Below are 20,051 nucleotides of genomic sequence, written 5' to 3'. Positions count from 1 at the left end.
CGGGTGTCAGACCCGGTGGCCGCAGATCGGCCATGGCTGCTTGCCCCGCTCGGACCACAGCGCACGGGCCATGGCGTCCTGCCACCAGGGCTCGGCGGCAGCCGGATCGATGCCCTCGAGCCACGGGAAGAACCGGTCGGCGACGTCGTCCCAGGTGGTCTGGTCGAACTGATAGGCACCGCGGTAGAGACCGCTCGACGACACGGCCCGGTAGTTGTCGGTGGATTCGCACTGACGCAGGCGGGAGAGGTCCTCGTTGGAGAGTACGTCTCGCACCTCGGCGGTGGAGTCGAGATAGAGCGCAACCTGTTCGGGGGTGCAGGCGGCGGTCAGGAAGAGTGCGGTCAGGGTGAACGCGATGAACCGGATTGTTCGGCGCATGAAGAGTGCTGCCTCCTCGGGCGGATGGCCCGTGTCGTGCGTTGTGCAGGGTGATCGGTCACACGACTCGATGGTCGTGGGCAGGGGTGCGGGGCGATCACCAACGCCTCAGCGACCGACAAGGTAGACACACTTCGTCACACAACCGCAATGTTGAGACGGAAGTCACATTCGGGTCATCGCGGGGATTCGGATCTCGACTCCCCGGGTTCTCGCCGTTGTCAGCCGCGGTGGTCTCGGAACCAGGCGCGGAGGATCGCCGTGCCGAGCTCGTTCAAGTCGACGTCGGAGGAGTCTTCGGGGACGAGAAATCCGCGCAGGCGGAGCCCGTCGGCCACGGCCAGCGACAGGGTGGCGAGGATCTCGTCGGCATCGGCTCCGGCGGGGAGCAGAGTGGCCGGCTCGGTGGCGCCCGGCTCGAATGCCGCCGTGCGGGCGGCGTAGTTCGCTTGCGCCCCGGCGGCGGCTGCCCCGCGCACGGTCTCGTCGGCGCCGGAGGATGACATGGCGACCATGGTCTGGAGCCAGTCGACCCATGCGTCGCGATCGCCGGGGTGGTCGTCCCACAGGCCCGCGCGTTGGATGACCGACAGCTGATACTCCTGGAGCGAGTTCCAGATGCGTTCGTGGACGGAGCCGTAGGTGACCTTGATCCCGTGGGTCTGCTCGAGGTGTTCGAACACCTTCGCGTAGCTGACCGAGGAGAGTTGGGTCTCGACACCCAGCTCCCTGAGCACGTCGACACCCCCCTGGATCATGAGCTCCTTGAGTTCGGCTCGAGGGCGGCGGGACTTCTTGGCGGGAGTGTCGTCAACCATGTCGTGCACCGTGGGTTCTGTGAGGGAGTCGGACAGTAATCGCAAGGAAGTCTTGCAGATCGTCGTTGCAATTGCCCGTCATCTCGGGGACGCGGTCACGGCGGCCCGACCCTGACGCACGCAGGCCGGGAGTCCGAGCCCGCGCATCGACGCCCCGGTCACGACCACGCCGGGAGCGTCCCGGGCCAGCCACGTGTCGATCTCGTCGCATCGGTCGAGATGGCCGGGCCGGTACTGGGGGAGCGCACGACGCCATTCGCGGACCCGCACGGCCGTCTCGCCGCGCAGCCCCACGGTGAGCGCCAGCTCCTCGCGGAGCACCTCGACGAGCTCGGTGGGGTCGATCGCGAGCCAGCGCCGGTCGTCGGTGCGGCCGGCGGACACCCGCAGCACGACATGTTCACCGTCGTCGTAGTGCTCCCACTTGTAGGACGCGACGGAGCAGGCAGTGGTGAGGAGCCCCTGGTCCCGGGGCACCAGGAACCCCGCACCGTCGAGTGCGTGATCCAGCTGGTCGCGGTGGGCGACGAAGGTGGCGAGGACGACGTCGGAGTAGTCGAGACCGGCAAGGACGGCGGCCGCCTCGGGCGCGTGCGATGCGAGGAGGGCGGCGCTGACCCAGCCGGGGGTGGTCAGCACCACCCGCTCGGCCGTGAACGTCTCGTCGTCGGTGCGGACCGTCCACGACGTCCCGGTCCGCTCGAGGTCGAACACCTCGGCGCCGGTGCGTACCCGGTCGCCCAGTTCGTCGGTCAGCGCGTCGATGATGCGTCGACTCCCGCCGCGCACGGCGTGGAACACCGGTCCGCCGGTGACCGCCGCGGCGACATGGTCGCGCAGGGCGGTGCCGAAGGGCACCGCACGGGATGCGGCGGCGGCCAGGGCGGCGGCCCCGGCCCGGATCGACAGGTGATCGGCCGAGCCGGCGTTGATCCCGCCGATCAGCGGATCGACGAGGCGGGTGAACACCTCGTCGCCGATTCGCGGCCGGAGAACCTCGCCGACGGACGCGTCGCCGACGAGCGGGGGAATGTCGGCGGCCAGCCCGGCCCGCAACGCCTCGACGGCGTCGTCGCCGACGATGCCGCTCGCCGCCACCGCGTCGGGATCGAGCGGGGCACCGAGCACGCCGGGCGGGATCCGCCGCAGCGCACCGTCGACCCACATGAAGGCGCCGCCCGGCCGGGGCGACACCAGGTCGGCCCCGAGTCCCAGCTCGACGCAGAGTTGTGTCATCTCCGGTTCGCGGGCGAGGAAGCCGTCGGCGGCGGCATCGACGTCGAAGTCGATGTCCGCGTCGGCGATCGGGCCGCCGTCGATCTTGCCGCCGGCGCGCTCATCGCCCTCGAGCACGACCACCTCACGGCCCTGCCGAACCAGCTCATGGGCGGCGGCCAGACCGGTGATGCCACCGCCGACGATCACCACCCGGTCGGTCACGACCCTGCGGTCCGAACGGTCCCCTCGGCATCCCCGGGTCGGTCCCCTACGGTCCCCTCGGCATTGCCGGGTCGGTCCCCTACGGTCCCCTCGGCATCCTCGGGTCGGGTCCCTACGGTCCCCTCGGTGTGCACGACCCGGACGACCTCGCTGAGCACGTCGGGATCGACGGCAGGCATCACGCCGTGGCCGAGGTTGAACACGTGGCCGGGGTGGCCGGCGTTGCGGGCCAGCACGTCGCGTGTGCCCTCGACGGCCGGATCGACCCCGGCGAGCACCATCGTGGGGTCGAGGTTGCCCTGGAGGGCGACGTCGTGGCCCACCCGGTCGCGGGCCCGGTCGAGCGGCACCCGCCAGTCGACCCCGACGACGTCGGCACCCGCGTCGCGTATGAGTTCGAGAAGTTCACCGGTGGTGACACCGAAGTGGATCCGGGGCACGCCGGTGTCGGCCACGCCGGCCAGCACCTTCGACGAGTGGGGGAGCACGTAGCGCTCGTACTGTGGAGGTGAGAGCGCGCCGGCCCACGAGTCGAACAGCTGTACCGCCGACGCACCGCTGTCGATCTGCGACCGCAACGAAGCGATGGCGATGTCGGCGAGCCGGTCCATCAGTGCGTGCCACAGCGCCTCGTCGTTGAACATCAGGCTCTTCGTGTGGGCGTAGTCGCGCGACGGGCGCCCCTCGATCAGGTAGGAGGCGACGGTGAACGGCGCCCCGGCGAACCCGATCAGCGGCACATCGAGCTCGGCCACCAGCTGACGCACGGTCTCGAGCACATACGGCGTGTCGGCCTCGGGGTCGAGCGGGCGCAGTCGTTCGAGATCGGCGGCCGAGCGAAACGGCTTCTCGACCTCGGGCCCCACACCGGGGGTGACCGTGAGCCCGAACCCGACGGCGTGGGCGGGCACGACGATGTCGGAGTAGAGGATGGCGGCGTCGACCCCGTAGCGGCGCACGGGCTGGAGCGTGATCTCGGTCGAGAGGTCGGGATCGGCGATGGCATCGAGGATCGTGCCCTCGCCACGGATGGCCCGATACTCGGGAAGCGAGCGCCCGGCCTGGCGCATGAACCAGACCGGCACCCGTTCGTGAGGGAGCCCGCGGCAGGCAAGGATGAAAGGATGGTCGTCGAATCGGCCGGCGGACATGTCGGCGAGGCTACCGAGCGGGACGGTCCGGGACGGCAGTGGCCGAGCAGTACGCTCGCGCCGATGTTCTCTCGCTCCCGCGCCGTTCGGTTCGTCACCGTGGCGACGGCCTTGGCGCTGTCGGCCGCCGGGTGCGGGATCGGCGACAACGGCGATGTCGACGTGGCGCCCTTGGTCTCGCCCGACGAGTCGACCACCACGGGCGCCCCGACGACCAGTAGCCCCACCACCAGCTCGACGACGAGCACGACGACCTCGACGACCAGCGCCCCGACGACGACCAGCACGACGACCACCGTGCCGGACGGGCCCGTCTACACGGTGCAGGACCACACGCGCTTCGCCACCGCCGGACCCGTCGAACTGTTCCATCCCGCCGCGGAGGTCGAGCTGATCGGCTTTCACGAGGCCGGCCACGACGGGTCGCAGCAGCAGACCGCCGTCGAGGGTGCCGCGCCGTCGGTGACGCTCGAGAGTCGCAGCCGCAGCACCGGGTCGCGCACTGCCGCCGACATCGTCGTGCGGCCCGAGGCCGAGATCCGCTCGCCGGTCACCGGCACCGTGGTTCGGGCCGGGACCTACGTCCTGTACTGCGACCACTCCGACGACTTCGTGGTGATCGAACCCGACTCGGCGCCCGGGTGGGAAGTGAAGGTGTTCCACATCGACGGCGTGATGGTGTCGGCCGGCGACCGGGTCGAGGCGGGCGTCACCGTCATCGCACCCCGACCCACCCGCTTGCCGTTCGAGTCACAGGTCGACGAGTTCGCCTTCGAGCCGTCGACGCCGCACGTGCACGTCGAAGTGATCGATCCCTCGATCCCCGACATCCCCACGCCCGGTTCGGGCTGCTGAGCACCGCTTGCCAACAGGTTGGTCGCCGGTCAGCGATCGGCGGCCCGCTCGATGAGCTCGGCCAGTCCGTCGCCGGTGCGACCGGTGAGCACCCGATCGACCGCGGTGGCGCCAGCGGTGGCCGCGTTGGCGCGTGCGTCGTCGGCGGTCTTGTCCAGCGCGGTGACCAGCTCGGCGTCGGGCTCGACGACGACGACGGCCGTGCCGCGGGCTCGAACCTCGGTCGCTTCGGCCTCGAGCTTGCGGCTGAACCACGCCCGGCTGGTGTCGGCGAGCCAGTTGCGCCTGTCCGCCGCGATGGTCATGGCCGACGACACGATCACGAGATCGAATCCCAGCATGGCGGTGAGGTCGAGGTTGGTCGAGGAGTGCACACCACCGTCGACGTACTCGCGGTCGCCGATCCGGCCGGGGAGATAGAAGCCGGGGACCGCCGACGACGAGCGCACGGCTTGGCCGACGTCGCCCCTCACGTCGTCTCGGCCGAACACCACCCGGCGGCCGTCGGACACCCGGACGGCGACGATCCAGGTGGGAAGTTCAGGCCATCCGTCGGGATGCAGTTCGTTCATGCGCTTCTGGAGTGGTTCGCCCGATCGCGAGCCGCGGGGAAGATTTCCCGCCGCCAGGCGGACGGGGTCGGCCTTCCATGGCGGCCAGGCGGCGCGGACCGCCATCATCGGCGAGGTCGGACGCCAGTCGCGCTCGACCTCGGGTTCGTCGTAGGGCGTGACGATGCGGGCGTAGATCGACTCGGCTTCAGGGCTGATCGGTCCACCGGTCATGTGGAGTTTGCGGTCGACGGCGGCCACCCCGGCCCGCAGGGTGACGGCGGTGATGGACCCCGCCGACGTGCCGACGATCAGGTCGGCCTTGCGGGCGTCCCAGTCGGTGACCTCCTGGAGACGGCCGAGGACGCCCGAATGCCAGGGGTCGCCGAGCGATCCGCCGGCGCTGAGTACGAGTCCGATCGAGAACATCCCCGCCGAGGGTAGGTCTCCCGCGGCGTGAAGGTGCAGGGGGCACAGGTAGAATCAAGTGTTTCCCCCTTCCGGAGTACTCCGTCGACGTGACCGACCGCCACCCCGATCTCGATGCCGAACAGGCCCACATCGACTGGGCCTATGCGTGTCTCGAGGACGCGCGCGAGCGCGCCCACGGCATCACGGGTGGCCACGAGGCGCAGAAGGGCGGCACGAACCAGCACCGGTTCGAGCGCGAGTCGATGATCGAGGGCGCCGTCAACCGTCTCAGCCAGCTCAATCTGGGCGATCGTTCCCTGGTGTTCGGTCGTATCGACCTCGAGGACACCGACGAGCGCTTCCACATCGGTCGACTCGGCGTGTGGGACCGCGAGCAGAACCCGCTGGTCGTCGACTGGCGGGCGCCCATCGCCGAACCGTTCTACCGCGCCACCGGTCGCACCCCGATGGGCATCTCGCGGCGCCGCCACTTCGCCACCCGCGGTCGCACGCTGCTCGGGATCGACGACGAACTCTTCGGCGACCTCCGCGACCTGGGAGCCGACGACATCGCCACCCGCGGGCAGGGCGCCCTGATCGCCGCGCTCGAGGCATCGCGCACCGGTCGTCTCGGTGACATCGTCGCCACCATCCAGGGCGAGCAGGACGAGATCATCCGCTCCGACATGCCCGGGGTGATGGTTGTGCAGGGCGGGCCCGGCACCGGCAAGACCGTGGTCGCGTTGCACCGCGCCGCCTACCTTCTCTACACCCACCGCTTCCCGCTCGAGGGCCAGGGCGTGCTGGTGGTCGGTCCCAACCGGCTCTTCGTCGCCTACATCGAGCAGGTGCTGCCGTCGTTGGGCGAGGCCGGCGTCGACATCGCGGTGCTGGCCGATCTCGTCCGGCCCAAGGTCCGCGTGGACAAGCTCGACGACGAAGCGGCCGGCCGGGTCAAGGGCGACAGCCGGATGATCAAGGTGATCGCCCGGGCCGCCGCCGACCGGGAGCGTCCGCTCCGCGACGACCTCGAGGTGGGCTTCGGTCTCCAGAAGCTGCGGATCACGGTGGCCGAATCGGCGGCGGTGATCAAGGAGGCCCGCCGGCGTTCGCGGGGTCACAACTCCGGCCGCAGGATCGTCGAGGAGTTGTTCTTCCAACGGCTGGCGGCGAGCGCGCGACGCCATGTCGACGCGAGCACCGTGCGCGAACGCATACGCCACGAGCTCCCGATACGCGAGGCGCTCGAGTGGATGTGGCCGGTGCTCGACCCTGCCCATCTCCTGCACGACCTCTACGGCTCCCGTGCCCTGCTGCGCTCGGCCAACCGGGGGGTGTTCACCGACGACGAGATCCAGCTGCTCCACCGTCCCCGCGGCACCCATGCCGACGACGTCATCTGGCGCTTCCAGGACGTGCCGCTGCTCGACGAGGCCCGGGCCGTGCTCGGCTATCGGCCGGGCCAGCGCGACAAGGATTCGATCCGCACCTACGGCCACATCTGTCTGGACGAGGCGCAGGACCTCTCGCCGATGGAGCTGCGCATGATCGCCCGGCGTTCGCTCAACGGTTCGATGACCATCGTCGGCGACATCGCTCAGGCCACCGGCGCGTGGGCCAACGACGGCTGGGACGCCATCGTCGACGCCCTGCCCCGGAAGCGCGAAACCCGCTATCGGGAACTCACGATCGGCTATCGCATCCCCGGGCCGGCGATGGCGCTCGCCAACCGGGTGCTGCCGGTGGCCGCGCCGGGGCTCCGACCGCCGCAACCGGTGCGTACCGACGGCGATGCGCCCCGCATCGTCGCCGTCACCGAATTCACCGACGGCCTCGTCGAGGTCGTCCGGGCCGAGCTCGGCGCCGTCGCCGAGGGAAATGTCGCGGTCATCGTCCCCGACTCGCTCGTCGACGAGGTCCACGCGGCGTTCGCGGCGCACGAGATGCCGGTGGGCGGTCCCACCCGTCACGGCCTCGACCAGCGGGTCACCGTGGTGCCCGTTCGCCTGGTCAAGGGCCTCGAAGTCGACGCCGCGGTGATCGTCGAACCGGCCCGCATCGTCGACGAGGAGCGCCAGGGTGTCCGCTCCCTCTACGTGGCGCTCACTCGGGCGACGAAGCGCATTGCCGTCGTGCATCGCGAGCCGCTGCCTGCCATCCTGAGCACACCATGACCCTCGCGTTCGACCCGTCCCTGCTGCCCCCCGACGACGAGTCCGAGCGCTGCGCCGCCCATGCCGAACGCATCGCGCTCGATCCGGGCGGCACCGCGTTGTGGGTCGACGAGCTGATCGTGGTCGACGTGCCGTTGCCGTGGCCGAAGCCGGTCTGGGCCAAGGACGGTTTCACCGCGGTGCCCGAGCTGGTGATGGCGGCCGGCGAGGCCGGCCGGCGGGTCCGGGTGCTGGCCGCCGTACCCCTCGGCGACGGCATCGGCCGGGTGGTCACCCATCGCCTCGTCGACGACGCTCGCTTCGAACGCGCCGAGCATCAGGTCGTCGAAGCCGATGTTGCCGGCCTTCTCGCTGGGCTCCTCGGTGACGGCCTCGAATCGTCGCCGGCCACGGTCGTTTCCCACGAGCCGGTACGTGAACTCCTGCTGTGCACGCAGGGCAGCCACGACATCTGCTGCGGTTCGCTCGGTATGTCGATGCTCACCGCTCTCGCCGCCGCCAACCCCGACGCGTCGGTCCGGCGGGTGAGCCACACCGGCGGCCACCGGATGGCCCCGACGGGCGTCACACTGCCCGACGGGCGCATGTGGGGCATGGTCGACATCGGTGAGATGGTCGCGATCCTCGATCTCGAGGGCAGCCCGGCGGCGCTGGCCACGCGTTGCCGCGGGTGGATCGGCGCCGCCGGTGGCGCCGAGCAGGTCGCCGAACGCGCGGTGATGGCCGAGATCGACGACTGGAAATTCGACTCGATGTCGCGCACCACGACGGTGCTGGACGACGTGAGCGACCACGACACCACGGTCGTCGAGGTCGCCGCCGACGCCGGTGTGTGGCGGGTCGAGGTCGAGGTCGGACGGACGGTGCCGACCATCGCCTGCGGTGCCCCCGGCGGTCAGCCCGCGAAGCCGGGCACCGAGTGGCGGGTCCGCTCGATCACCCGATCGGGCTGAATCCCGACACTTCGACTCTTCCGAATGCGAGCGCTCGTGTCAGCCCCGGGTTTTGGGAATATCTGGCCTACCGCTAATCTGTAAAGTATGCCTGACACGCCGGGGGTTGCCATCCGTGATGTGCATGTCGACCTCGGCGGCGCGGCGGTGTTGCGCGGGGTTTCGCTCGACGCGCCGGCCGGCAGCCAGCTCGCGCTCCTGGGACCCAGCGGGTGCGGGAAGACCACGCTCCTGCGGGTCATCGCCGGACTCCAGGCAGTCTCTCGAGGCGAGGTGTGGCTCGGCGAGCACAAGGTGGCCGGTGATGGGGTCAGCGTGGCGGCCGAGAACCGCCGGGTTGGCCTCGTGTTCCAGGACTGGGCTCTCTTTCCCCACCTGTCCGTCGCCGCCAACGTCGCCTACGGGCTCCCGCGCGAGATCCGCCCCCGCCGCTTCGGACGCCGCAACGCGGAAGCCGAGCAGCGGATCTCGGCTCTGCTCGAGATGGTCGGCATCGGCAATCTGGCCGATCGCATGCCGGGCTCGCTCTCGGGTGGCCAGCAACAGCGCGTGGCGCTGGCCCGAGCGCTCGCGCCCCGACCCCATGTGCTCCTCCTCGACGAGCCGTTCTCGAGCCTCGACACCAACCTGCGGGCCGACGTGCGTTCCGAGGTCGCCCAGCTGCTTCGCGATCTCTCGGTCACGGCGATCTTCGTGACCCACGATCAGGACGAGGCGTTCGTACTCGGCGACGAGGTCGCGGTCATGCGAGATGGGGTGGTGGTGCAGCAGGCGTCGCCGACCGAGCTCTACTCTCGGCCGGCAGACGTGTGGCTCGCCGAGTTCGTGGGTGAGGCTGTCCTGCTCGACGGCGACGCTCACGGCGAGCACGCCCTCACCGCCCTCGGCCGGATCCCGCTCGCTTCGACGGCGACGGGTGCGGTCCGGGTGCTGGTTCGCCCCGAGGAGGTCGGGTTGGCCGCCGGCACCGATGGCGTCGTGACCGAGGTCGAGTACCACGGCCACGACGCGCTCTCCACGATCCGGCTCGACGGTGGCGTCGTCGTGCGTAGCCGCGTCGTGGGGTCGTCGCCGTTCACCGTCGGCACGACGGTCGGGGTTCGCCATCGGGGAGCCGCGACGGTCGCCTTCCCGCGAGTGCCGAGTCCCGGCGGTGTGACACACGCCACAGGTTAGGAATACCTAACTGTTTGCGAGAAGTATGTATGTTGCCCGGCATGAGAAAACCATTCCGCATACTCACCCTGCTTCTCGTATTCGTGCTGTTCGCGGCCGCGTGCGGGGACGACAGCGAAACGGCCGGCGACGGCGACCCCACCGACGGCGTCACGCCCGAGGAAGAGATGGCCGACTCCATCACCGTGTATTCGGGCCGCGACGAGGAGCTGATCGGTCCGCTCCTCGAGGCGTTCACCGAGGAGACCGGTATCGACGTACAGGCGCAGTACGCCGACTCCGCCGAGCTTGCTCTGCTCATCCAAACCGAGGGCGACAGCTCCCCGGCCGACGTCTTCATCTCGCAGAGTCCGGGCGCGCTCGGTTTCCTCGCCGGTGAAGAGATGCTCGCCGAGCTCGATCCGTCGATCACCGACCTGGTCGGACCCGAGTATGCGGCCAGCGACGACACCTGGGTCGGTCTCACCGGTCGGGTTCGGGTCCTCGTCTTCAACAGCGAACTCGTCGACGAGGCGGACCTCCCCGAGTCGGTGCTCGACCTGACCGATCCTTCCTATGCCGGGCGCGTTGCGCTGGCGCCGACGAACGGATCGTTCCAGGATTTCGTCACGGCCATGCGCAACGAACTCGGCGATGACGCGACCCTCGAGTGGCTCGAAGGCATGGCGGCCAATGAGTCCCCGAACTACTCGGGCAACTCCCCGATCGTCGAGGCGGTCGGTCGCGGCGAAGTCGAGATGGGTCTGGTCAACCACTACTACAACGTGCGTGCCCTCGAAGCCGATCCGTCGTTGCCCAGCCGCAATCACTTCTTCGCGGCGGACGACATCGGTTCGCTCGTGGTGATCACGGGTGGTGCGGTTCTCTCGTCGTCCGACGCAGTGACTGGTGCCGAAGCCCTGCTGGCCTTCCTTCTGAGCGAGGAGTCGCAGGCTCAGTTCGTCGACGAGATCCAGGAGTACCCGATCCTCCCGGGCGTTGACGCCCCCGAAGGGTTGCCGCCGCTCGCAGGGTATGCCGCCGACACGATCGACTATGAACTACTCGGTGAGGGACTCACGGGAACGATCGAGCTCATCCGGGAAAGTGGCATCGAGCAGTAACCCGCTCGACTCGCCTGATGTGGCGATGGCCGGGGGCGCAGCCCCCGGCCTCGTCGCGCCATCCCGTATGCCTCGGCCCCGGCCGCCTCGGCCACTTCTGGTCGCCGGCATGGTGGTCGGGCTCGTGTTCGTCGGCCCCTTCGCGTACGTGGTCTCTCGAAACGTCGAGTTGGGCACCGACCTCCTCTCGATCCTGTGGTCGCGCGACACCTGGGATCCGCTACGCCGATCGTTGTGGCTCGGTCTCACGGTGTCGTCGTCGGCCGCGGTGGTCGGCACGGGCCTGGCGTGGCTCACGATGCGTACCGACCTGCCGGGGCGCCGTCTCTTCCGTGCGCTGTCGCCGCTCCCGTTGGTCTTTCCGAGTTTCGTCGGTGCCACCGCGCTGATCGCCGCTTTCGCCACCGGCGGTCTGGCCGAGCGCATGCTCGGCCCGCTCGGTGTCACCGACCTTCCCGACGTCTCCGGGTTCCGGGGCGCCTGGCTGGTCCTGACCCTGTTCACCTTTCCCTACGTGTACCTGCCGGTCGCGGCCCGGATGGCCTCGCTTTCGCCATCGCTCGAAGAGTCGGCACGGATGCTGGGTCGATCTCCGTGGACGGTGTTTCGCACAGTCGTGCTCCCGCAGGTTTCGGGAGCGATCTGGGCCGGTGTGTTGCTGGTCTTCCTCTACACGATCAGCGACTGGGGTGCCGTGAACCTGCTCCGATACAGCACGCTGACCCGCGACATCTACGCCGACCGGTTGTTCGACCAGCCCCGGGCCATGGGACTGTCCTTGGTGCTCGGTGTCGTTGCCTTGCTCGTCGTGGCCGCGGAGCGCTCGCTCGATCGTCGGCGCCACCGGGTCGAGGCGGTCCGAACCCGTGATGCCCTGGTCGTCCCGCTGGGCCGTTGGCGGTGGCCCGCGGTGGGTGTTGCCGGGTTGGTGCTCGGCAACGCGCTGATCGGTCCGGTCGCGGTGTTCGCCTTCTGGGGTTGGCGGGGCCTGCGGTCCGATTCCACGACGATCGGCCTCGGCACCGACGTCCGGGCGCTGGTGGACCCGGCGGTCAACACGGCGCAGGCCGGGTTGATCACGGCGGCGATCGCGATCGCTGTGGTGTTGCCGGTTGCCTGGCTCACCGCCCGCTATCGGAGTCGGGTGGGCGGCGCGGCCAACACGATGGTCGTGGCCGGCTTTGCGCTCCCCGGGCTCGTGATCGCGCTGTCGCTGGTCTTCTGGGCGATCGACGCGCCGATCATCGGCCGCTGGTACCAGACGTTTCCGCTGCTGATCCTCGCCTACGTGTTGCACTTCGGCGCCCAGGCGACACGGGCGGCCCATGTTGCCGTCGGTGCGGTGCCACAACGTCTGGGTGATGCCGCCGCCACACTCGGGGCCGGCCGGATCCGACGTCTGGTGACTGTCGAGCTGCCACTCATGACACCCGGCCTGCTCGCCGGCGCCGGCTTGGTGATGCTGTCGACGATGAAGGAACTGCCGGCAACGAAGCTGCTCGCGCCGCCGGGCTACAACACGCTCGCCACCCGCATCTGGAGTGCGGGGGAGTCGGGTGCCCTGGCGCAGGGGGCGTTGGCGTCGTTGGCGCTCGTATTCGTCAGCGCGGTGCTGACATGGTTCGTGGTACTCCGCCGCCTCGATCACTACTGAACTGGTGAACGCTGGCTCTCCCGGTCCATGGTGATCGGGAGTACGGGCTGGTCCTCCGTCAGGCGGTGGAGACGAGTATCCGGGCCGTGGCGAAGCCACCGACGCCCACCGTGGAACCGTCGATCTCGACCGTGGCGGTGCCGTCGGGGGACTTGTTGGTGAGCAATCCCTTCGACCCCGGGGTGATCGACGAGTTCTCGAGGAAGTCGAGCATTCCCTCGCGGAACTCGAGCTCCTCGGGGATGCGGCGAACCGTGAAGCGATTGCCGATGGCGATCGAGTCGAGGGTGACCAGGTCGGGGGCCTCGTAGCCACTGCCCGGGATGGGGTTGCCATGAGGGCAGGTGGTGGGGTCGTCGAGTCGAGCCATCATGGCGGCCTCGACGGTGGGGGAGATCACGTGCTCCCACTTGCCGGCCTCCTGGTGCGCGTCGGCCCAGGAGAGGCCGAGGATGTCGGTGAGGAAGCACTCGGCCAGGCGGTGGCGCCGGACGACGGTCTCGGCGAGACGCAGACCGGCAGGGGTCAGCGTGATCTGGCGACCGGCTTCGATGAGGCCCTCGGCCTCCATGCGCTTCACCATCTCGGAGACGGCCGGGCGCGAAACTTCGAGCCGTTCGGCGATACGTGCCTGGATCACGTCGAAATCGTCTTCCTCGAGCTCGAAGATCGTTTCGCAGTACTCCTCGAACGCAGGGTGCCACTCGGGCGATTCGTACTCGGCCATGGAAGCAAGTCTATTGTGTCGCGGCCGGAATTTCTGAGCGACCGGGAAACCCCGAGGGTATGGCGTCACACGACGTCGGTAGCGTGCGTTCATGGGTGACGACGATCCGGCGATCGAGGCCGCGCTGTCCCGGTTCTCCGAACCGGTGCGGGCCTGGTTCAGCTCCACGTTCCACGCCCCCACACCACCCCAGATCAAGGGCTGGCCGGCGATCGCCGATGGCGACCACACGCTCATCCTCGCGCCCACCGGCACCGGCAAGACCCTGTCGGCCTTCCTGTGGGCGCTCGACCGGCTCTCGGTCGAGCCGGTGCCCGACGACGAGCAACAACGCACCCGGGTCGTCTATCTCTCCCCGCTGCGGGCCCTGGCCGTCGACGTCGAGAAGAACCTCCGGGCACCGCTCAAGGGCATCGGTTTCGCCGCCGAGCGAACCGGGGCCGGCGTCCACACGCCCACGGTGGGCATCCGAACGGGCGACACGCCCACGAAGGATCGTCGGCAGCTGATCCGGCACCCGCCCGACATCCTGATCACCACCCCCGAGTCGCTCTATCTGATGCTCACCTCGAAGGCGCGGGAGACACTGGCCAACGTCCAGCACGTGATCATCGACGAGATCCACGCGATGGCCGGCACCAAGCGCGGCGCCCACCTGATGCTCTCGCTCGAACGGCTCGAGGAGCTCACCGCCGCGCCGCCGCAGCGCATCGCGTTGTCGGCCACCCAGCGCCCGCTCGACGAGATCGCCCGTTTCCTGGGTGGCGCCACGATCGGGGCCGACGGGTCGGTCACCCCGCGTCCGGTCACCGTCGTCGATGCGGGGGCCCGCAAGGAGCTCGACATCGAGGTGATCGTGCCGATCGACGACATGGGCGCGCTCGGTGAACGGGTCGAGCCGTCCATGGACGGTCCGGCCGCCGCATCCCCCGGTCGGCGCAGCATCTGGCCGTCGATGCATCCTCGGTTGCTGGAGCTGGTGGAGACCCACCACTCCACGCTGATCTTCTCCAACGCCCGGCGTCTCAGCGAGCGCCTGGCCACCCGCCTCAACGAGCTCTCGATCGAGCAGCGGGCCCTCGCCGAAGGTCGTGAGCTGCCGGCGCCGTCGGTGATCGTCGGCGCGGGCGACGAGCAGTCGGGCACGAGTGCGCTCGAAGGCGAGGAGCTGGTGAAGGCCCACCACGGGTCCTTGTCACGAGAACGACGGCTCCAGATCGAGGACGAGCTCAAGCGGGGTGATCTCAAAGGTCTGGTGGCCACGTCGTCGCTCGAGCTGGGCATCGACATGGGCGCGGTCGACCTCGTCATCCAGGTGGCCAGCCCCGGGTCGGTGGCATCGGGCATGCAGCGCATCGGCCGGGCCGGGCACCAGGTCGGCCAGCCGAGTCGGGGCAAGATCTTCCCGAAGCACCGCGCCGACCTCCTGGAGACGGCAGTGGTGGTCGATCGGATGCACCGCGGCCTCATCGAGGAGACCCACTACCCCCGCAACCCGCTCGACGTGCTGGCCCAGCAGATCGTGGCCATGTGCGCGATGGACGACTGGGAGGTCGCCGAGCTCGCCGCCGTGGTGCGCCGCAGTGCGAACTTCAACGACCTGTCCGACGAGGTGCTCGGCAACGTGCTCGACCTCTTGTCGGGCACCTACCCGTCCGAGGAGTTCGCCGAGCTGCGCCCTCGCATCGTCCACGACCGCATCGCCGGCATCGTGCGCGGCCGGGCCGGCTCGCAACGGCTCGCGGTCACCAACGCGGGCACCATCCCCGACCGTGGCCTGTTCGGCGTGTTCCTGCCCGACGGCACCCGCGTGGGCGAGCTCGACGAGGAGATGGTCTACGAGAGCCGGGTGGGCGAGAACTTCCTGTTGGGGGCGTCCACCTGGCGCATCGAGGACATCACGTTCGAGCGGGTGATCGTCACCCCGGCCCCAGGCCAGCCCGGAAAGATGCCCTTCTGGCACGGCGACGGACCCGGCCGACCGCTCGAACTCGGCCGGGCCATCGGCGAGTTCGTCCGCGAGATCCGCGAAGAGAGGGATCCGATCGCCCGGTTGAAGGACCGCCACGGGCTCGACGATCTCGCGGCCCGGAACCTCATGTCCTATCTCGACGAGCAGTTCGAGGTGAGCGGCACGATTCCCGACGATCGTACGATCGTGGTCGAGCGGTTCCGCGACGAGATCGGCGACTGGCGGGTCTGCATCCTCACGCCGTTCGGTGCCCAGGTCCACGCCCCCTGGGGAATGGCACTGCGGGCCCGGCTGAGCGAGGAATGGGGCACCGAGGTCGACCTGGTGTGGAGCGACGACGGCATCGTGCTGCGACTGCCCGAGGCGGTCGATCGACTCCCGGTCGACGAGCTGCTCTTCGATCCCGACGAGATCGACGACCTCGTCATCAGCCGGCTCCCCGACACGTCGATGTTCGCTTCGCGTTTTCGCGAGTGCTCGGCCCGGGCGCTCCTCCTGCCTCGGCGCCGGCCCGACCAGCGCACCCCGCTGTGGCAGCAACGCCAGCGGGCGGCCGACCTGCTCTCGGTGGCCACCAAGTATCCGTCGTTCCCGATGCTGCTCGAGGCCACCAGGGAATGCGTCAACGACGTCTTCGACCTGCCCGCGCTGCGCGAGGTGATGACCGATCTGCGCAGTCGCCGGGTGCGGGTCGTGCCGGTCGAGACCGCAAAGGCCTCGCCCTTCGCCCAGTCGCTGCTCTTCTCGTGGATCGCCGTCTACATGTACGAGGGCGACGCACCCATGGCCGAACGACGGGCGGCGGCGCTGGCCCTCGATCGCGACCTGTTGCGCGATCTCCTCGGTGCCGAGGAGCTGCGCGAGCTGCTGTCGGCCGACGTGCTCGCCGATGTCGAGCTCGAACTCCAGTGCCTGGTCGACGGGCGCAAGGCCCGTGATCGCGACGAACTCCACGACCTGCTGCGGCGGCTCGGCCCGTTGTCGCGCCTCGATCTCGAGGCGCGGTCGATCGACGGCGCCGACGTCGAGGAGTGGACCCGTCAGCTCGTCGAGGAGCGCCGCATCATCGATGTCCGCATCGCCGATCAGCCTCGGTTCGCCGCCTCCGACGACGCCGCCCGTCTGCGTGACGCCGTGGGTGTGGCGCTGCCGGTCGGGCTCCCGGCGGTCTTCACCGACCCGGTCGACGACCCGCTGGGCGATCTCTGCCGCCGCTACGCCCGCACCCACGGACCGTTCCTGGGCCGTGACATCGCCCAGTGGATCGGGGTCACCACCGACCGGGTGACCGTCGCCCTCGATGCGTTGCTCTCCGAGGGCCGGGTCGTGCGGGGCGAGTTCCGGCCCGCCGGCATCGAGCGCGAGTACTGCGACGACGACGTGCTGCGCCAGCTGCGACGCCGTTCGCTGGCCGAGCTGCGCCACGAGATCGAACCGGTCGAAACCGACGCGCTCGCCCGTTTCCTCCCCGCATGGCAGGGCGTGGGCGGCCGTCGGCGCGGTATCGACGGGCTGGCCGAGGTGCTGGCTCAGCTCCAGGGGGCGCCGTTGGCCGCATCGGTGATCGAAGCCGACGTTCTCCCGGCCCGGCTGGCCGGCTATCAGCCAAGCGATCTCGACACCCTGTGCACCACCGGCGAGGTCGTGTGGGTCGGGGCCGGCGCCGTCGGTGCCACCGACGGCCGGGTGCGTCTGCTGTTTCGTGACCAGGTCGGTCTGCTGGCGCCGCCGGCCGACGACCCGCCGGGCGAGCCGGTGCACGACGCCATCCGCACCCATCTCGCCGAGCGGGGCGCCTCGTTCTGGCCCGACCTCGTGGGCGCGGTGGCCGCGGCCGAGTTGCCCTACGACGACACCTCGGTGCTTGCCGCGCTGTGGGACCTGGTGTGGGCCGGCGAGGTCACCAACGACACGCTGGCCCCGCTGCGCGCGGTCGTGTCGGGCGCGACCAGGAAAAAGGGCGCCCGAGCGACATCGGCGCGCTCGAGCGTTCGGCGTCGCCCCCGACCCGGTGACATGAGCCGTCTCGGCCCGCCCACCGCGGCCGGTCGCTGGTCGTTGGTCGCACCACTGCGTCTGCCGGTGCCGACGCCGACCGAGATGGCCCACGCCCGGGCCCATCAGCTCCTCGACCGCTACGGGGTGCTCACCCGTGAGGCCGCGCTCGGCGAGGGTCACGAGGGTGGGTTCGCCGGCGTCTACCCGTTGCTGAAGGCGCTCGAAGAGCGGGGCGAGGTGCGCCGCGGCTACTTCGTGGCCGGCCTCGGCGCGGCCCAGTTCGCGTTGCCCGGCGCCGTCGATCGCCTGCGGTCGGCCCGCGAGCCCGAGCCCGACACCGAGACGATCGTGTTGGCCGCCACCGACCCCGCCCAGCCCTACGGCGCCGCCCTCGCCTGGCCCGAGACCGAGGGTCGTCCCGTGCGGGCGGCGGGCGCCCATGTGGTGCTCCACCAGGGCCGTCCGTTGGTCGAGCTCGAACGCGGCGGCCGGTCGCTCATCACCTTCCCCGGGGCCGACGACGGCCCGCCGTGGATCGCCGCGCTCCAGGACCTGGTGAAGGACGGACGACTGCGCAAGCTCGAGATCGGCAAGGTCGACGGCAAGCCGATCCGCGAGACCGCGTGGGCGGCCCGCCTCGAGTCCGCCGGTTTCTCGTCCGGCTATCGGGGCATGACATTCAGGGGCTGATCGGCCGCGATCACCGCCCGGCCACGACCTCGGCGTAGAAGTCGAGCATGCGAGCACTGTCATCTCGCCAGTTGTAGTGCTCGCGCACGGCGGCGTGGCCGTTGCGGCCGAGCCGATTTCGCAACTCGGGGTCCTCACGGAGTTCCGCGATGGCGTCGACGACGGCGTCCGGGTCATCGAACGGCACCACGATCCCACAGTCGTGGCCCTCCACGACCTCGAGGGCAACCGGCAGAGGCGTGGTGATCACGGGCAACCCGTGCGCCAGGTACTCGAGGATCTTGGTCGGGAGCGAATGGCGGTAGTTGGGAAGGTCTCGGAGCAGCGCGAGTCCGGCGGTCGCCCCCGAGAGCTCACCGAGTGCGACATTGTTCGGCACGAATCCACGGCCGTGGACGGACGCGGGAAGGGTGAGTCCCGGGTCGAGCGGTCCGATGACGTCGACCGTCATCGGCGCGGGGAGTCCGGCGGCTATGGCCCCGAGGAGATCCGCCCCGCGTCCGGGAGAGACCCGGCCCAGGTAGACGACCCGGTCGTCGCCGGTCGGGGCGATCTCGTCGGGAACGGTCACGGAGTTGCGGACGAGCACCGCATCCGGGTGGGCTCGGCCGTAGCCGACCTCGGCGATCGTTCGGGGCAACCGTCGGCCGCGTCGTTCCAGGCCCCGGGCCAGGAGGCCACCGATCGGGTGCAACAGCTCGGGAAGCCATGGTTTGTCCGCCATCTGGGCGTGGAGGTCCTCGTGGACGTCCCAGATCACCGGTCCTGTTATCGCGCCGGCGACGGCGAGAAGTTCCGGATCGTGGAGCACGGTCAGATCGACGACGGCGGAGTGTCGGCGAAGCGCGCGACGAACTTCCCGAAGCGCGCCCAACCGATCGCGCCCCGCCGCGCGGGGGACCCGGATCCGCGAGAGACGATCCGGCAGCGGCGTCAGGTCGCCGGGCGGCGCGGCGTAGATCACTTCCCACCCGGCCTCGAGCAGCGCAGGAATCTGACGATGCCGTATCCGAGCGTCCTCGGGATGATGGACGACGGTGGCGACGAGCACCCGCATTGCGTCAGCCTCGTCGAGAACGAAGCATCCGGACCCCGCGTTGAAGCAGGGGGTGATCGCGGACCGACGCCGGCACCGATCGCCAGATCTTCCGGACGGTCGACGGTTCCGGGGAGAGTCCGTCCAGCGTGCGATCGAGTGCGACGGCAGCCGCGCTCGACTCCTGCGGTCTCGTGATCACCGTCGTGAGAACGTCATGGCGTAGATCCCACCGCGGGTACGCACTCAGCTCATCGTGGAACCGCTGGTAGAAGTCCTCATCGAACTCCACCGTGACGGGCGTGGAGCGCGACTGTGTCGCGAAGCCGACTCGTTCGATGGCTTCGATGTACTGGCCGCAGGTGAGTTTGTTGACCCACGCCGGCCGCCTCGGCTCGCGCCCGATCGATTCGTAGTACTCCTCGAAGACCTGGGGGGTGAAGAGAAGGTGCGGCCACGGGAAGAAGATCTCACGGTAGCGATGAGACGCCTTCGGCCCGCGGTGCAACTGAGCCTGGAGGAACATCCGGCCACCCGGCGCCAGCAGCTCGAAGCAACGTTCGAGGGCAGCGTGAGGGTGCACGAGGTGTTCCCACACCGAGAACGAGAACATCGCATCGAACGAACCGAGGCCCTCGGGCGGAGAAGAGATGTCACCCTGCAGGTAGCTGACCCGGTCGAGCGAATTGTCGTCCCACGCGGGGTACCGGTCGATGTCGATACCGACAACGGTGCAGTCGAACCGTTCGGCCAATTGCCGGCCGACACTTCCGGTGCCACAGCCGATCTCGAGCACTCGCTTCCCGCGAAGATCGAGATGGCGGTCGAGTCGGGTTGTTCGCTTCTCGGCCTCTCGAGCCATGGAGGCCGGGTCGAACTTTCGGGGACTCGGCACCAGGGGCTTCGTCGCGTACTCCTCGTTGAGCGAGGTGAACAGTGCAAGGTCGAACCGGGGGGGCAT

Annotated in this window: 15 protein-coding genes; 7 read left to right on the top strand and 8 right to left on the bottom strand. The window is 69.7% G+C overall.

Annotation, left to right across the window (positions count from 1 at the left end; genetic code table 11):
- Nucleotides 1–6: 6 nt before the first annotated feature.
- The 4 genes from RIB98_18355 to hemE form a co-directional block, all read right to left on the bottom strand.
- Nucleotides 7–381: a transglycosylase family protein gene (locus RIB98_18355; protein MEQ8842944.1), complete on the bottom strand. Its 375-nt coding sequence runs from the start codon at nucleotides 379–381 to the stop codon at nucleotides 7–9.
- A 221-nt stretch (nucleotides 382–602) separates the two neighbouring features.
- Entirely contained in the window at nucleotides 603–1,199 is a 597-nt protein-coding gene (locus RIB98_18350) for a hypothetical protein (protein ID MEQ8842943.1), read from the bottom strand.
- Between the two features lie 78 nt (nucleotides 1,200–1,277).
- Nucleotides 1,278–2,639, bottom strand: coding sequence for a protoporphyrinogen oxidase (gene hemG, locus RIB98_18345; protein MEQ8842942.1), 1,362 nt, complete (start codon nucleotides 2,637–2,639; stop codon nucleotides 1,278–1,280).
- On the bottom strand, nucleotides 2,636–3,790 hold the full coding sequence (hemE, locus tag RIB98_18340) for a uroporphyrinogen decarboxylase (GenBank protein MEQ8842941.1): 1,155 nt from the start codon (nucleotides 3,788–3,790) through the stop codon (nucleotides 2,636–2,638). Before hemE ends, hemG begins: the two co-directional genes overlap by 4 nt.
- Before the next feature lie 63 nt (nucleotides 3,791–3,853).
- Here hemE and RIB98_18335 point away from each other — a divergent pair, with 63 nt between their 5' ends.
- A complete protein-coding gene (locus RIB98_18335; protein ID MEQ8842940.1) occupies nucleotides 3,854–4,645 on the top strand; it encodes a hypothetical protein in 792 nt (263 codons plus the stop codon).
- Between the two features lie 29 nt (nucleotides 4,646–4,674).
- Here RIB98_18335 and RIB98_18330 read toward each other — a convergent pair whose 3' ends face one another.
- Nucleotides 4,675–5,625, bottom strand: coding sequence for a patatin-like phospholipase family protein (locus tag RIB98_18330; GenBank protein ID MEQ8842939.1), 951 nt, complete (start codon nucleotides 5,623–5,625; stop codon nucleotides 4,675–4,677).
- Between the two features lie 89 nt (nucleotides 5,626–5,714).
- On the opposite strand from RIB98_18330, the gene RIB98_18325 reads away from it, so the two are divergent.
- The 5 genes from RIB98_18325 (at nucleotide 5,715) to RIB98_18305 (ending at nucleotide 12,667) form a co-directional block, all read left to right on the top strand.
- Nucleotides 5,715–7,781 (top strand): AAA family ATPase, encoded by a 2,067-nt coding sequence (locus RIB98_18325; protein MEQ8842938.1) that lies wholly within the window; start codon nucleotides 5,715–5,717, stop codon nucleotides 7,779–7,781.
- Nucleotides 7,778–8,734: a sucrase ferredoxin gene (locus RIB98_18320; protein ID MEQ8842937.1), complete on the top strand. Its 957-nt coding sequence runs from the start codon at nucleotides 7,778–7,780 to the stop codon at nucleotides 8,732–8,734. Before RIB98_18325 ends, RIB98_18320 begins: the two co-directional genes overlap by 4 nt.
- A gap of 87 nt (nucleotides 8,735–8,821) precedes the next feature.
- The gene (locus RIB98_18315) at nucleotides 8,822–9,910 is read left to right on the top strand and encodes an ABC transporter ATP-binding protein (GenBank protein MEQ8842936.1); all 1,089 of its coding nucleotides are present in this window, start codon (nucleotides 8,822–8,824) and stop codon (nucleotides 9,908–9,910) included.
- A 41-nt stretch (nucleotides 9,911–9,951) separates the two neighbouring features.
- Nucleotides 9,952–11,013, top strand: coding sequence for an extracellular solute-binding protein (locus tag RIB98_18310; protein MEQ8842935.1), 1,062 nt, complete (start codon nucleotides 9,952–9,954; stop codon nucleotides 11,011–11,013).
- 109 nt (nucleotides 11,014–11,122) lie between these two features.
- Nucleotides 11,123–12,667: an iron ABC transporter permease gene (locus tag RIB98_18305; GenBank protein MEQ8842934.1), complete on the top strand. Its 1,545-nt coding sequence runs from the start codon at nucleotides 11,123–11,125 to the stop codon at nucleotides 12,665–12,667.
- A 58-nt stretch (nucleotides 12,668–12,725) separates the two neighbouring features.
- Here the strand turns inward: RIB98_18305 and RIB98_18300 are convergent, their stop codons facing one another.
- The gene (locus RIB98_18300) at nucleotides 12,726–13,394 is read right to left on the bottom strand and encodes a metal-dependent transcriptional regulator (protein MEQ8842933.1); all 669 of its coding nucleotides are present in this window, start codon (nucleotides 13,392–13,394) and stop codon (nucleotides 12,726–12,728) included.
- 91 nt (nucleotides 13,395–13,485) lie between these two features.
- On the opposite strand from RIB98_18300, the gene RIB98_18295 reads away from it, so the two are divergent.
- Nucleotides 13,486–18,054: a crosslink repair DNA glycosylase YcaQ family protein gene (locus RIB98_18295; GenBank protein ID MEQ8842932.1), complete on the top strand. Its 4,569-nt coding sequence runs from the start codon at nucleotides 13,486–13,488 to the stop codon at nucleotides 18,052–18,054.
- A gap of 10 nt (nucleotides 18,055–18,064) precedes the next feature.
- Here the strand turns inward: RIB98_18295 and RIB98_18290 are convergent, their stop codons facing one another.
- Nucleotides 18,065–19,111, bottom strand: coding sequence for a glycosyltransferase family 4 protein (locus tag RIB98_18290; protein MEQ8842931.1), 1,047 nt, complete (start codon nucleotides 19,109–19,111; stop codon nucleotides 18,065–18,067).
- Nucleotides 19,112–19,115: 4 nt separating this feature from the next.
- Nucleotides 19,116–20,051 carry a class I SAM-dependent methyltransferase gene (locus RIB98_18285; protein ID MEQ8842930.1) on the bottom strand — a complete coding sequence of 312 codons (936 nt, stop codon included), beginning with the start codon at nucleotides 20,049–20,051 and terminating at the stop codon, nucleotides 19,116–19,118.

This window comes from Acidimicrobiales bacterium, from assembly GCA_040219515.1.
GTDB lineage: Bacteria > Actinomycetota > Acidimicrobiia > Acidimicrobiales > Aldehydirespiratoraceae > JAJRXC01.
This window is presented reverse-complemented; position numbering and strand designations above follow the sequence as displayed.